11 protein-coding genes are annotated in these 14,403 nt (G+C 52.3%); 4 read left to right on the top strand and 7 right to left on the bottom strand.

Features of this window, described 5'->3' with window-relative positions:
* Positions 1-8: 8 nt before the first annotated feature.
* From FH871_RS27955 to FH871_RS27940, 4 genes are all read right to left on the bottom strand, one after another.
* Positions 9-1,955, bottom strand: a complete 1,947-nt coding sequence (locus FH871_RS27955) for a nucleoside-diphosphate sugar epimerase/dehydratase (protein WP_138994716.1) — start codon at positions 1,953-1,955, stop codon at positions 9-11.
* Positions 1,956-2,080: 125 nt separating this feature from the next.
* Positions 2,081-2,998, bottom strand: a complete 918-nt coding sequence (locus FH871_RS27950; RefSeq protein WP_138994715.1) for a TIGR01777 family oxidoreductase — start codon at positions 2,996-2,998, stop codon at positions 2,081-2,083.
* A gap of 60 nt (positions 2,999-3,058) precedes the next feature.
* Positions 3,059-5,221: a protein-disulfide reductase DsbD gene (locus tag FH871_RS27945; RefSeq protein ID WP_138994714.1), complete on the bottom strand. Its 2,163-nt coding sequence runs from the start codon at positions 5,219-5,221 to the stop codon at positions 3,059-3,061.
* Between the two features lie 246 nt (positions 5,222-5,467).
* Entirely contained in the window at positions 5,468-6,304 is an 837-nt protein-coding gene (locus FH871_RS27940) for a phytanoyl-CoA dioxygenase family protein (protein ID WP_138994713.1), read from the bottom strand.
* Positions 6,305-6,447: 143 nt separating this feature from the next.
* Between FH871_RS27940 and FH871_RS27935 the strand changes: the two genes are divergently transcribed.
* From FH871_RS27935 to tatC, 3 genes are all read left to right on the top strand, one after another.
* Complete coding sequence (locus tag FH871_RS27935; RefSeq protein WP_138994712.1) at positions 6,448-7,317, top strand: AraC family transcriptional regulator; 870 nt, start codon at positions 6,448-6,450, stop codon at positions 7,315-7,317.
* A gap of 99 nt (positions 7,318-7,416) precedes the next feature.
* Positions 7,417-8,709, top strand: coding sequence for a serine hydroxymethyltransferase (gene glyA, locus FH871_RS27930; RefSeq protein ID WP_138994711.1), 1,293 nt, complete (start codon positions 7,417-7,419; stop codon positions 8,707-8,709).
* A gap of 108 nt (positions 8,710-8,817) precedes the next feature.
* Positions 8,818-9,696 (top strand): twin-arginine translocase subunit TatC, encoded by an 879-nt coding sequence (tatC, locus tag FH871_RS27925; protein WP_114406291.1) that lies wholly within the window; start codon positions 8,818-8,820, stop codon positions 9,694-9,696.
* A gap of 155 nt (positions 9,697-9,851) precedes the next feature.
* Here the strand turns inward: tatC and FH871_RS27920 are convergent, their stop codons facing one another.
* The gene (locus FH871_RS27920) at positions 9,852-10,376 is read right to left on the bottom strand and encodes a hypothetical protein (RefSeq protein ID WP_138994710.1); all 525 of its coding nucleotides are present in this window, start codon (positions 10,374-10,376) and stop codon (positions 9,852-9,854) included.
* 277 nt (positions 10,377-10,653) lie between these two features.
* A complete protein-coding gene (locus tag FH871_RS27915; protein WP_138994709.1) occupies positions 10,654-12,156 on the bottom strand; it encodes a capsule assembly Wzi family protein in 1,503 nt (500 codons plus the stop codon).
* A gap of 253 nt (positions 12,157-12,409) precedes the next feature.
* Between FH871_RS27915 and FH871_RS27910 the strand changes: the two genes are divergently transcribed.
* On the top strand, positions 12,410-13,528 hold the full coding sequence (locus FH871_RS27910) for a hypothetical protein (protein ID WP_138994708.1): 1,119 nt from the start codon (positions 12,410-12,412) through the stop codon (positions 13,526-13,528).
* Here FH871_RS27910 and FH871_RS27905 read toward each other — a convergent pair.
* Positions 13,521-14,375: a pirin family protein gene (locus tag FH871_RS27905; RefSeq protein WP_229317656.1), complete on the bottom strand. Its 855-nt coding sequence runs from the start codon at positions 14,373-14,375 to the stop codon at positions 13,521-13,523. The genes FH871_RS27910 and FH871_RS27905 overlap by 8 nt on opposite strands.
* Positions 14,376-14,403: the final 28 nt, after the last annotated feature.

Below are 14,403 nucleotides of genomic sequence, written 5' to 3'. Positions count from 1 at the left end.
GTGGAAAGTTACAGTTCAACCGCTTCGGTTTTTTGGGAATCCAGCGCGGTAAAAATGGAGTTTTTGCTAATGTATTCCGGAATGACCAGTTTTATGATCCGCACCAGTTTCGTGGCATCGCCCTCGACCAGGCGATACCGCAATTCTTCCAGAACGGCTTTTATCTCGTTCACATCCGGCGTGTTGACCCGGGCAACCATGATTTTGGGATGGTGGGTCGGCAAGGTTTCTTCGTTGTTGTTCAAGAGTTCCTCAAACAGTTTTTCACCCGGACGCAGCCCACTATAAACCACCTGAATTTCTTTGCCCACGGTATACCCGGAGAGGTGAATCATTTTGCGGGCCAGTTCGGCGATTCGTACGGGCTCGCCCATATCGAAAATGAACACTTCGCCCCCCTTGCCCATCGTTCCGGCTTCCAACACCAATTGACAGGCTTCGGGAATGGTCATGAAATAGCGGATGATGTCCGGATGTGTTACCGTTACCGGCCCGCCGGCCTGGATTTGCTGCCGAAAAACCGTTACGACCGAGCCATTGGAACCCAGCACATTACCGAATCGCGTGGCTATAAACCGGGTCTGATGCAGCTTTCCAGGCTGCTGATTCAGGCTCTGCACATACATTTCGGCCAGACGTTTGGTGGCTCCCATCACGTTGGTGGGGTTCACTGCCTTGTCCGTCGAAATCATGACAAATTTCCGAACACCGTATTGAAGCGCTAAATCGGCCACGATTTGAGTCCCCAGCACATTGACCCGAACCGCTTCGTAAGGATGCTCTTCCATCAGCGGAACGTGTTTGTAGGCGGCTGCGTGGAAGACGTAATCGGGTTTGACATCCTGGAAAATATGGTGCATCCGCACTTCATCGGCCACATCCCCAATTTTCAGGATCAGGTTCGTGGTGGCCAGCACGGTTTTATACGCCCGGCGCAAGTTAAATTCCAGATCGAACAAGGCCGACTCGGCCTGATCCAGCAATACAATTGTATGCGGTTTATGGCAGATCACCTGCCGAACCAGTTCGCTCCCGATGGACCCGGCGGCTCCGGTAACGAGCACCACCTGATTGCGCAGTTGTTCGCCGGTAACCGGATTGACGACCTGAATGGGAGCCCGTCCCAGCAAATCTTCAATCCGAATGTCCCGAATCTGCGAAGATTTTAGTTCGCCATCGATCCACTGCCCCACCGTCGGAATGGTTTTAACGCTGACGTGATGCTGTAGAAAAAACTCGGTTATTTCGTTTTTCTGACGCAGATCAGCGGTTCCCATCGCCAAAATTACCTGCGGCAGAACGGCCTGATTCCGTACATACCGCTCATAGGCTTCCTGGCGCGAGATGACTTTTATGCCCTGAATTACTTTCTGGATTTTGTACGGATTGTCGTCAATAAACGCCAGAATGGTGTAGCGCTGGATGGAGTCCTGGGCTAATGCCTTGCGCGTCAACAGGCCGGTTTCACCCGCCCCATAAATCAAAACCGGCGACCGAACTCCTCCGTTTCCGGCCCGTAAGGTCCAATAAAATGCTTTGGCCATAAACCGGCTGACGGAGAGCAAAACAAGGCAGGAGAAATAGTCGATCAGTAAGATGGAAACCGGGATGTAAAAGGAAACCCGGCCGGTCCATTGCCAGAAAAGAAACGAACCCACCGCCGTGACAACTGCGCTGAGCGTAACGGCATAAACCAACAAGGTGACATCTTCCAGACTCGTGTGCCGGATAATGCCCTGATAAGGCCGAAACAGCAAAAAAAACAGAAACCGAATACCGACAATTACCTGTAAACAATATAAAAAGTCGGCCCGGTTAAGACTGCTGGTTTCAAAATTAAACCGCAAAAGGTAAGCAACTGAAAACGATACAATGCAGATGATTACATCGATACTCAGCACGAGATAACTGGACACGAAGCGTGTTGCACTCGTTTTTAGTAGTTGTTCAATCATTTTTTCACAGGTCGATGAGTACTGGTTACCTCATTGCCAAACATTTCTATAAGTATTTTTACATAATTGTTTGTAAAAGCAATTATAACGATATTAAAATTAATCTGCACTATCGATACGAACTGTTAGTGTAATAAATCCCGCAAGGCTGGCAATAAGTCTGGAAATAGATACTCAAATGTAGTTTCTTCCCGTATCCGTTTATTCAACACATAATTGCCTCCCAGTACGACAATAGCCATTTCACCAAAAAGCAATCGAATGGCAAAGGCCGGTACGCGGGGTAAAAGATGCGGCTTGTTGAGTAAATCTATTATTTGACGCGTAAAAGTCTCGTTAGTCACAGGCTTGGCGGCAACGGCGTTATAAATTCCCCGCCAACGCTCATCGGTAGCCGCCTGAACATACATCCGGCATAGGTCGTCAATGTGAATCCACGACATGTATTGATGCCCCGACCCCAGCGGAGCACCGGCGCCCAGGCGAATGGGCTGCACGAGCTTGGGCAAGGCACCGCCCTCCATCGTCAGCACGATTCCCGTCCGGAGTTTAACGGTCCGAATGCCCAGGGCGGCCACTTCGTCGACGGAACGCTCCCAGGCCCGAACCACCTGCGCCAGAAAATCACTTCCGCCTTCGCTGATTTCGGTCAGCGGGCGGTCGCCGGTATCTCCTCCATAATAGCCGATGGCCGAGGATGAGACAAAGGACTGAACGTGGTGTTTGCCCGAACGCAGGGCATTGGCCAGTAATTGCGTGGATTTGGTGCGGCTTTCGATGATTTGCTGTTTGCGCTGGTCGGTCCAGCGTTCGTCAGCAATACCGGTTCCGGCCAGGTGAATGATGTGATCAGCCGTCAGGATGGCCTGCGGGTCGATATGCCCTTTATCAATGTCCCACTGATAAACTGTTACGTTCGGAATATCTTTTTTGGATGCAGAACGACTCAGCAACGATACCTGAAAGCCCTGCTGAAGTAACATTTGAGTAAGTCGGCGGCCGATGGTGCCGGTGCCGCCGGTAATCAGAATAGTTTTTGCCATGACGATAGAGGATGGTCATGGTTTAACCAACCGTAGAATGAATTTGTTGCCTCACTTCGCTTATTTCAATGCCGATATGAGAGCCTGATTTTGCGACGACGGACGGGCCGCTACGGTTTGCGGGGCGGCAAAAACCGCCTTGCCTTCATCCAGAAAGCCGGCGAAATTATTGACATCCAGGTCATAATTCTTCGGCTTGACCAGCAATTTTCCCATCTGGTCGACGATGCAGTAATGAGGCTGGGCGTTGTTGTTGTAACGCACAATCTGCAAATCGGCATTTTGTGCCCCGATGGTTTTCTTCTGCTTTTTGTCGTAGGTCGAGGTATACCAGGCGGATTCCGGCAATTCGGTTTTGTCATCGACGTACAAGGCCAGAATGACGTAATCGTTTTGCAACCGGCGCAGAATCGGCTCTTCAGCCCACACGCGGGCTTCCATTTCCCGACAATTCACACAGCCGTGGCCCGTAAAATCAATGAAAACGGGTTTGTTCACTTTGGCCGCGTAGGCCAGCGCCTGTTTGTAGTCGAAAAAGCCCTGAAGTCCGTGGGGCAACCGGAACAATTCGCTGTATTTCGGTTTTTCGCCCAACGTATTTTGTTCCGTTGCAGAATTGCTGGCTCCCCGGAAACCAAAATCCTGCGTCGTTTCGGGTGGCAGATAACCAGCCAGGGCTTTCAAGGGAGCACCCCACAAACCGGGAATCATATACACCACAAACGCAAAGGTGACAATGGCCAGCAGCAAACGCGGTACGCTGACGGTTTTGGTTTCGCTGTCGTGCGGCAACCGGACTTTTCCGAGCAGGTAAAAACCGATGAGGGCAAAAATAACGATCCAGAAGGCCAGATACACTTCGCGGTCGAGCAGGTTCCAGTGGTACACCTGGTCGGCAATGCTCAGGAATTTCAGCGCCAGCGCCAGTTCCAGAAAACCCAGCACCACCTTCACCGCGTTCAGCCAGCCACCCGATTTCGGCAGGCTTTTGAGCCACTGCGGAAAAGCCGCAAACAGCGTAAACGGAATGGCAAAAGCCGCCGAAAAAGCCGCCATACCGACGATCGGTTTCAAGACTTCACCACCTGCGGAGGCCACCAGTAAACTGCCAACAATCGGCCCCGTGCAGGAAAACGACACCAGCACCAGCGTGAAGGCCATGAACAGAATCCCGGCCATACCGCCTTTTTCGGATTTGGCATCGATGGAGTTGACCAGTGAATTCGGCAGAACAATTTCGAACAAGCCCAAAAACGACAGCCCAAAAATGAAGAAAATCGCGAAGAACAGGACGTTGGGAAGCCAGTGGGTACTGACGAAATTGGCAAATGCCGGGCCGTTGATCCGCGAAACCACGGTGCCAATCAGCACGTAAATAAAAATAATGGACAAACCGTACAGAACCGCTTTCCACAATCCGTGATCCTGTTTGGTAAAGTAACTGACCGTCATCGGAATGATCGGAAACACGCAGGGGGTCAGCAAAGCCAGCAGACCCGACAGAAAAGCGGCAATCATAAATCCGATCAGGGATTCTTCCGGTTTTTCCGCCGATGCATCGGTCAGTTGGGGTGTAGCGACCGGCGCTTCGGCAGTGGTTACGGTTTCCGAATCCGGGCTGGCGGCTCCGGCTGAAGGGGCAACGGCGACGCGGGAAGTGGTGTCTGGCGCACTCGAAGCAGATGCGGGTTCACCCGTTGCGACGGCTTCCGAAGTTGGTTTTACGGGCGTTGGTGCCGCAGCCGCGCCCACGGTTTTTACCGATACCGAAAATTCGTGTTCGGCGGGCGGCAGGCAATTGGTACCGGAGCAGGTCTGGTACTCCAGCGTTCCGGCGATAACCGGATTGGCTTTCAATATTTTAACCTTCTGAATGAGCGTCGCTTTGTTCTCAAAAAACCGCACTTTGCTGTTCCAGACTTCTTCAAACTCCTCTTTCGGGGCCACCGAAACGAACGAGCCGACTTTTTCAAAGCTGCCGTTTTCCTTCAATTTCAAGGTTGTCGGAATCGGGCCAATGTCCGGATTCAGATCCGAAGCATACATGTGCCAGCCTTTGTCGATGGTCGCATTCATGCGGATCTCAATCACCTCACCGACTTTGGCTTCGGTTTTTGATGCGGTGAATGTCCAGTGCGTCGGATCGGGCTGAATTTGCGCTGTTGCCGTCAGCGTTACAAAAAATACCGTCAGAAAAGAGAAAAAATGACCAACTTGTTTCATATCAATGGCTTACTAAATTGCCCAACCTTACAACACGATTTCTGCAAAAATATCTCCAATCCACGCACAAATCATCCAGACACCAAAAAAAACACCCTGCCGGAGCTCCAGCGGGGTGTTCTGCACAACCAACCTATATTTTGTTTTAGTCAGGATAAAAGAGCAAAGACAAGCGAATACATTTAACCACCGGGTAATCCATTTTTACTCTGTCGTCTCTTGTCTTTCTTCTTTACTCTCCATTCTTTATTTTCTTTCAAACAGCAACGGATTCAGCTCACCTTCGGGCTTGCTACCGATGGGGTAACTCCCCAACCACGTCGTCCAGTCGGCTTCCTGATACGTATTTTGGGGCTGCGTAATCGTTTGTTCGGCATCCATATAAATCATCGTCATCACTTTACGCGGGGTGCTGGAGGTGTTGGGGCCCGCCCGGTGGAACGTCCAGCCGGCGTGGTAGCTCACCTCACCCAGTTCGAAAGGCGTGTCGTTGATGGTAAAATTCTGGTTGGCCAGTTCCTCGGCCAGCAATCGCTCGCTTTCGTCACTGATCTCGATGTTGCGGCCAATTTCCACCTGCTGGCTCTGCTCGGCGAAGGCCAGCGGCCCCATTTCCATTGGCGTATCCTGCAACGGAATCCAGACGGTGACGGTTTTGGGAGATGAAAGAGGCCAGTAGAACTGGTCGGCATGCCAGGGCGTAAAACCGCCCGACGGTTCTTTGTACAGCGCCTGATCGTGGTAAAGCCGAACGGCATCGACACCCATCAGGTCGGCCGCGATTTTGGCCAGTCGACGGGAGAATACGAACTCTCTGGCGGTTTTGTCTTCCCGCCAGAGATTCATAATCTGGAGGAACGCGCGCTCGTAAGTCGTACGCTCTTCCATGGATTTGGTCAAGGTGTTCAGCCTGATCACCAAATCGGTAATCACGTCTCCGTAGTGCTTGAGAACGTCCGGGCTGAGCACATTTTTTAATTTGACGTAACCGTTTTTTTGATAAAACGCGATTGCTTCCGGACTGACGGTATAGGCTTCGTTCAATTCGTCGAGCAAAGAAGTGTTGTCAACGGTCACTGGCATACAATTAACGGGTTTAGGAAAAATCAGTGACACAAATTTGATTCAATTGTTTCTTGTAAAAATTTAATTATTATGCCAATAAGTGTATAATTGTGACTTTTTCTTCCCCATATTACCCGTAGAGAGTAAAAATACTGCATGTTGTGAAAGCTTTGTTTGAAAAAATTGAATTGGGAGATCATAATTCCCTGCGGGTGATGCACGTCGACCTGCCGTATTTCGACGCGCCCTGGCATTTTCATCCCGAATACGAATTGACGTATATCGCCCGAAGCCACGGCAACCGGTTTGTTGGCGATCATGTCGAACCCTTCGATGCCGGTGACCTGGTGCTGCTGGGGCCGGGGCTGCCGCATTTCTGGCGCAACGACGATGACTATTATCAGCCGGATTCCGACCGCCGGGCCGAATCCATCGTGGTGCAGTTTTCCCAGTCACTGGGCGACACCCTGCTCCCCCAATTGCCGGAAACCCAGCCGCTGATGGCTTTGCTGAATCGGGCCCGATACGGAGTGCGGTTTGGAAAATCGAAAATAGACGAGGTGACACCCGCCCTCGGAACCTTATTGACATGCCAGGGGCTCGAGCGGCTGCTTCGCCTGCTTTTCCTGCTCCAGCAACTGGCCAGCGACACCGACGCCGTGATGCTGGCCAGCGACAACTATGAACTGAAAGCCAGCGAAGCCGAAACCGAGCGCATGAAACGGGTGCTGGATTTTATGCTGGCCCATTTTCGGGAAGAAATCCGGGTCGACGACATGGCCTCCGTAGCCGGTATGGCACCGGCGGCATTTTGCCGGTATTTCCGGAAACGAACCCGAAAATCGTTTATCGAATACCTGAACGAACTGAGGATCAGCCACGCCCGCAAATTGCTGGTGCAGTCGGATCTCAGCATCAGCCAGGTTGGACTGGAGTGCGGTTTCAATAATATCTCGCATTTTCACCGGCAATTCAAGCTGCACAACGGCACTACGCCCCTGAAATACCAGTCCCTTCAACATAATAAGTAGAAGACAACAAGAATGCTGTTTTTCTCCGTACTTTTGTACCTGTATCGTTAATTTGTTATCCAACTACGAATAGCCATTCGCTCCGGCGAACCGTTTAGCATGTCGACACTAGTTACTTCCATCACCCGTGATACGCAGGTATTTGAGCTTATCGCCAAAGAACAGCACCGTCAGGAATCCGGTATCGAATTGATCGCTTCCGAAAACTTCGTTTCCAAACAAGTTATGGAAGCCGCCGGAACCGTATTGACCAACAAATACGCCGAAGGCTTACCGGGCAAACGGTACTACGGCGGTTGCGAAGTGGTGGATGAAATCGAGCAGCTGGCAATCGACCGCGTGAAGGAATTGTTTGGTGCTTCGTGGGCCAACGTGCAACCGCACTCGGGCGCACAAGCCAACACAGCGGTTTTTCTGGCCTGCCTGAAACCGGGGGATACCATTCTGGGTTTCGACCTGTCGCACGGCGGTCACCTGACCCACGGTTCGGCCGTAAATATTTCGGGGAAATATTTCCGGCCGACGTTTTACGGCGTTGAGCAGGAAACCGGCGTCATCAACTACGACAAGGTAGAAGAAACCGCCCAGCGCGAGCGCCCGAAGCTGTTGATCTGTGGTGCTTCGGCCTACAGCCGCGACTGGGATTATGTCCGGCTCCGCGCCATTGCCGACTCGGTGGGCGCGCTGTTGCTGGCCGACATTTCGCACCCGGCCGGCCTGATTGCCAAAGGCTTGCTGAACGACCCGATGGATCATTGCCACATCGTGACCACGACGACGCACAAAACCCTGCGCGGCCCCCGTGGCGGAATGATCATGCTGCGGAACGATTTTGAAAACCCGTTTGGCATCAAAACGCCAAAAGGTGACCTCCGGATGATGTCGTCTTTGCTGGACTCGGGCGTTTTTCCGGGAACGCAGGGCGGGCCGTTGGAACATATTATTGCCGCCAAAGCGATTGCGTTTGGGGAAGCGTTGTCCGACGAATTCGGTGACTATGCCAACCAGATCCAGCGGAATGCGCAGGCGATGGCTGCGGCTTTTGTATCACGCGGGTATAAAATCATTTCGGGCGGAACCGATAACCACCTGATGCTGATTGACTTGCGTTCGAAAGGATTGTCGGGAAAACTGGCGGAGAACACGCTCATCAAGGCCGACATTACCATCAACAAAAACATGGTTCCGTTCGATGACAAGTCGCCAATGGTGACGTCGGGGATGCGGGTTGGCACGGCGGCCGTCACAACGCGCGGCATGAAAGAATCTGATATGGAGCAAATTGTCGTATATATTGACGACGTGCTGATGAATCACGATAACGACGCCAAAATTCAGGTCGTAAAAGAAGAAATCAATTCCTGGATGAAAGCGTTTCCACTTTATAATTAATTGTGAATGAGTGAATGAGCGAATGAGTGAATAGGATCAAAGATCACGCTTTTAATCGCGGCAGCTATTCACTCATTCGCTCATTCACTCATTCACTCATTTACTTCAATGAAGCCCATAGACCAAGAGTTTGATAGCGAGAGTGAGGTTGAAGAAGCCGGGGAAATGACCTTCCTCGAGCATCTGGAGGAACTTCGGTGGCACCTGGTTCGGGCCATTGGATCGATTGCGGTATTTTCGCTCCTGAGTTTCATCTACATTCGTGAAATATACGACAAGGTGATTCTGGGACCGTCAAGTCCCACCTTCTGGACGTACCGGATGATGTGTAAGCTGTCGGAGAAAACCGGCTTTACGGACTTATGCGTTGAAAAGCTGAACTTTACGCTCCAAAGTCGTGAGGTGGGTGGTCAGTTTACGATGGCACTGACAGCCTCGCTGATGATCGGGTTGCTGTTCGCCTTTCCTTATGCCTTCTGGGAACTGTGGCGGTTTATCATGCCGGGTTTAAAATCGTCAGAACGCCGGGCTGCGCGGGGTGCCGTTTTTTTTGTAACCTCGCTTTTTTTCTCGGGTGTTCTCTTCGGTTACTACATTGTTTCTCCTCTGGCGCTCAACTTCCTGGCCAATTTCCAGCTTGATCCGCGCATCGTCAATGAGTTCGACATTACCTCGTACATTTCAACGCTCGCAACGCTGACGCTGGGTTGCGGTTTGACATTCCAGATGCCGATTGCGGCTTTTGTGTTGTCTAAAATCGGAATTCTGACCCCCCAGTTCATGCGTGCCTACCGCCGTCATGCACTGGTCGTTATTCTGGTGGTTGCGGCCATCATTACCCCCTCACCAGATGTGTACAGCCAGATTCTGGTGGCCATTCCGCTGGTGCTGCTCTACGAAGTGAGTATCTGGGTATCGGGCTACGTGCAACGACTGCGGTTGAAAGAAGAGCAGGAACTGATGAAAAGCGACGGGTACGAAGATTAACCAGCCGCATCTGCGAACCGCTTGATGTAAAATGATGAATGGTAAATGTAAAAGGGCCGGTTTGGAAAAACTTTTACATTTACCATTCATCATTTTACATTGATCATTCCTGTTGTTTTTCTAACAGTTGAACAACCTACATCTTCCAGGTAGTCTTAGAATTTCCCGGTGATTCCCAATCGGATGGGGGATATTCCCAGGCCTACTTCGGCAAAACCGCCAATTTTCTGGCTAAACCGGTAGAAGCCACCGAGGTGTATGCCCGGAAAAATGCCTTTGGGGCGGGGTTTGAAATAGCCTGCATGGTCTGCCTTATCACGGCGCATGGTGCTGCGTGTGCCGACGGCCAAACCGGCATACGGATCAAATTTATCGTCTCCGACGGCCAGCAGGTTGGCCAGGTGGTAGGAACTGCGGAGGCCGATGCTCACAAACTGCGATTTCCACTGGCGGTCTCCGAATTTAGTGCCGTACAGGGCATAATCGAAAAAACCGCCCACGCTGACCTGATCCGTAAAGCCGAGTTCAAAAGAGGCTCCGTTGCACAATCCTCCCAAAGCATACGTCTGTATCCCCAACCCCATATTGAGCATGAGGTTCACTTTTCGGGCTATTTGCGAAAAGCCGGGCGTTGCTGCCGTGGAGAACCAGAGAAAGATATAGAGTATTTTTAGCTTCACAACGGGTTGATAGTTACGCTCTTCTAGTTGTTTACTGTTCCGGAAAGAGGTCATTCGCGCCTGCATCCATCACGATACGACAAAAGTGGTAACCAAACGACGGGAATCAAATCGGTAAAAGGCTCAATTGGGAAAACCACAAACTGAAACGTATAAAACGGCCCTTCAGTGGTGAATGCCGGTATCGGTTCAGCGGCAAACCTACAACGGAAAAAGCAGAATTAAATTTTACGGGCGAAGAAAGACCCGCGACGGTTTATGGCTTTTTTCTATTGTTTCACCACTTTCTTCTCGAAACGGTTTTGCGAAACCCTATAAAACCGCCCAGGGCATCCTCATACAACTGCCCCGCATCGGCCGACAGAGCGGCTGTCAGATAGGATCCGCCAAGCCAGCGCAACGGAAAACCAGCCTGCACCCAGGTCGACACCTGCGTGGGAGGTCCCGCCAGAAAAACCTCCGGAATCCCGTAATTGCGGCTGTAGGAAACCCGGGCGCGCAGGTCGATCTGCCGGGCCACTGTCGCCCGCAGAGCCGCATGAAACACCTGAACCCGGTTGTTGACAAAGGCCCAGTCGCTGGCGTTTTGATAAGCCGCCTGAATGTCCTGCCGACGGGTTAGAAAGGGCGTTCCGATCACCCGGTTCTGGTACGTCCAGCCTTCCCGGTATTGCGAATTGTTGAAGTAATTATCGGCTCCTTTCCAGGCTTTGTTGGTTTGGTACAAGGTGGGTCCGCTCTGGCTCAGCGTGGTCAGAAATTCCAGCAGCACCTCATTCAGTTGGAAACCGGAAGCGCCCGGACGGTTATTCCGCAGCCGGATCCCGCTCAATCCATCAGGAAGATTCTTGAAAAACATGCCCGTCACATCATCGAAAGCATGTTGGTGATACACAAAAAGGTTCACCGCCGGAAACCGGAGTTCCCCGGCAAAGTCGATGGAACCCAGGTGGTTGCCATATAGATTCACATAATCGAACGAGGTGAGCCGGTCGTTGTTCAGGCCGTTGGTCCGGATGGCAAACAGTACGTTCGGGAAGTCCTCCAGGCGGCCGGGCAGTTTGCCATTGACGGCAAATTTCGGATCGATGTAGTCGGATTGACCACCCCACTGCGCATTGTGGTTGATCCCGGCATACAGCCGAAGCGTTGACGTGGGCTTGCCGATGCGGAAAATCAGCGATTTCTGGTGCAGAAACGAGTGCCGCAAATACCAGGTTTTGGCATACCAGCCGTGGGCGATAAAGCCGTTGATCGACAGCCAGCCCCGCCGTCCGAGCGGCACAAAACCGCGCGTTCCAAACTGTACCTTTGGAAGCGGCAGGGCGTTTCCCGACCAGGCATACGAACCCGACGAAAGCGTGGAATCCACCAGACCAATCACCTCGCGCCGACGACCCAGCACCAACTCGATACCCCGGTGTGCCAGTTTTACGTAGGCTTCCGGCAACAAAAGCTGGCTCGATTTTCCGGCATTGGCCACCACTTCGGCCTGGTATTCCAACCGCCACGCCCGGTTGGGGCGGACCTGGTAGCGGCCCCTTGTCGTGTCACTGAGCAACACGGCTCCAGTCCCGCCAACCCGAAACGTGCCGAATGGCGCCGTCAGCGGTATAATTCCGTATTGATTGGACCGAAGCCAGAACGGCGTTCGATCTGTGGAAGAGGCCAATGCGCCGATTTCCGCGTAAACCCGATTTTGCGGTTGCGAAGGTGATTGGGCAAAAACCGGGTGAAAAGAAAAGAATCCGATCAGACTAATCAGGTAGCGTTGCTTCATGCAGGACGATATTGACAGATATACAGGTAAATATACTACGTAAATCCGTTATCTTTCGCACTTGCTGCACCGATGGTAACGACTTGAAAAACAAAACCCCGGCAAGTACCGGGGCCTGTAATTCTAACCTTTTTATCTATACCTGACGATACGCGGTGGGGTCGGGAAGTGTTGCATAAAAACGGGGTATTTAAAGCTTACTTCATTAATTTTACCTTCTGGTAATGTACATCTATTGTCCCCGCTTTGTCTGATGAGAAACCATTCCATCTGGGTCGGCCTATTGCTGCTCTCTCTTTCGCTGGTCGAGTGTAAAACAAGCCAAACCACGACCGGAAAAACCGTTCCGGTTCTGCGTGCGTCAATTGAAACGGAAAACCTGCTGACCTGCTGCGATTCCGGCACGAAAATGCCCGACGGAAACCCGGTCTGGTGCGAAGCATCGGCGGTTTTGTTCGATAACGGGACGGTGTACGTCGCCAATGACAAGGACATGCCCACCGGTCTCAGTTCGGTGTTTATGAAACCCTGGAAAAGCTTTGCCGACACCACCGTCCGGCCCACACCCCTGCTGGCAAGCGCGTTTCGGGAGGCCCGGAAATACGAAGACTTTGCCACCAACGGCGACTATGTTTTTCTGACCACCGCCTTCGACCGGGTCAAAGCGGGTTCGACCGACTGGGATGGCTATAACACCATTCTGTACTGGAAAAAGGGCAACGAAGCGAATCCGCAGATCCTAACACCGCAACGGGGGGCAAAAAATTCCGTGGCTTACCGGGAACAACTCAGCAAGGTCTTAGCCCAAAACCGCCCGGCTTTTCCGAACGGGATGCCTTATTTCAAAGTGGAAGGACTGGCGGTGATGGATTCGCTGCTGCTGTTCGGGATTCGGGAGGAAGGCGAAAAATACGACCAGTTCGACTACCGGGTTCGGATTGTCACCGTGCCGTACTTTGTGGAGAAAACCGCCGACGGGGAGCGCCTGGCGTTGCGCGACCACTGGCGTATCGTGGCCGACTTCGACCCGGCGACGGTGGCTAATTTACCAAAACCGCTGGCCTTGTCGAGCATCGAATACGACCGCAACCGCAAGCTGTTCTGGCTGCTGACATCCATTGAATCCAACGGCCAGTTAGACGCCTATCTCTGGACGGCAACGCCCGACGAATTGCTCAATAATCGGCCCTTCAAGCCGGTGCGTGATGCGGCTGGTCAGCCCATTCACTTCAACCACAAAGCCGAAGATCTGACGCTGATCGACGCCAATCACCTGTTGGTGATTCACGACGACGACCGCGCCAACACGACCGTAGGAACAAAAATCCGCCAACCCAATCAGGCCGCGTATACGGTTTTGAAAATTAACTGAGGTAGCCCATCCGTCCGCTCTGGTAGTCCGAAACTGCCTGTCGGATCTCCTGTTCGGTGTTCATCACAAAGGGGCCGTAGGAGACGACGGGTTCGCTGATGGGTTCGGCAGATCCCAGTAAAATGCGGGAATCTTCAGTAGCGCGGACCTCAAGTTCATCGCCGTCATGGTCAAAAACCACCAGCGTCCGGCCCGTAATTTCCTGACCGTTAATAACCACTGAACCGTTTAACAGATAAAACAGAATCGTGCGAGACGCTTCGATCCGGCGCGTAAACGAACCGCCCGGCAACAGGCTTACGTTCGCTAATTCAACATCGTAAACCGGCTGAACCGGTCCGGCCATTTCGTCCCAGACACCCGACGTCACGGCCACCGACCCGTTGCCCCCCTCCAGCGTCACGACCGGAATAGCCTCTTTCTGCAACCCGACATAATGTGGTTTTACCATTTTGAACCGGGCTGGCAAATTGGTCCAGAGCTGAATGAGTTCGACGGGGCCACCTTTTTCCCTGAATTCTGCGGAGGAACTCTCCGAATGTACGAGGCCGCTACCGGTGGTCATCCATTGAATGCCGCCACTTTGAATTGTGCTGGAAAAACCGCTGCTATCGCGGTGTTGCACATCGCCCTCATAGATAAAAGTCACGGTTTCAAAGCCCCGGTGCGGGTGCGGCCCGAATGGCAATCCGCTGTTGTGCGCCGGAAACACCGTTGGCCCGTGGTGATGCAGCAGCAGAAACGGATCGAGTTGGTCGATGCCGCTGGCCGGCAGCGGCTGGTGCATGGTCAGAGGCCCCATTTTCTGGGCTTGTGGCTGGATGGTAGTCTGGATGGTGCGCTTCATAGTCCGTAAAGTTAATCAGGATTACGAC

Origin of the sequence: Larkinella sp. C7, assembly GCF_006149005.1 — a bacterium.
Classification (GTDB): Bacteria; Bacteroidota; Bacteroidia; order Cytophagales; family Spirosomataceae; genus Larkinella.
This window is presented reverse-complemented; position numbering and strand designations above follow the sequence as displayed.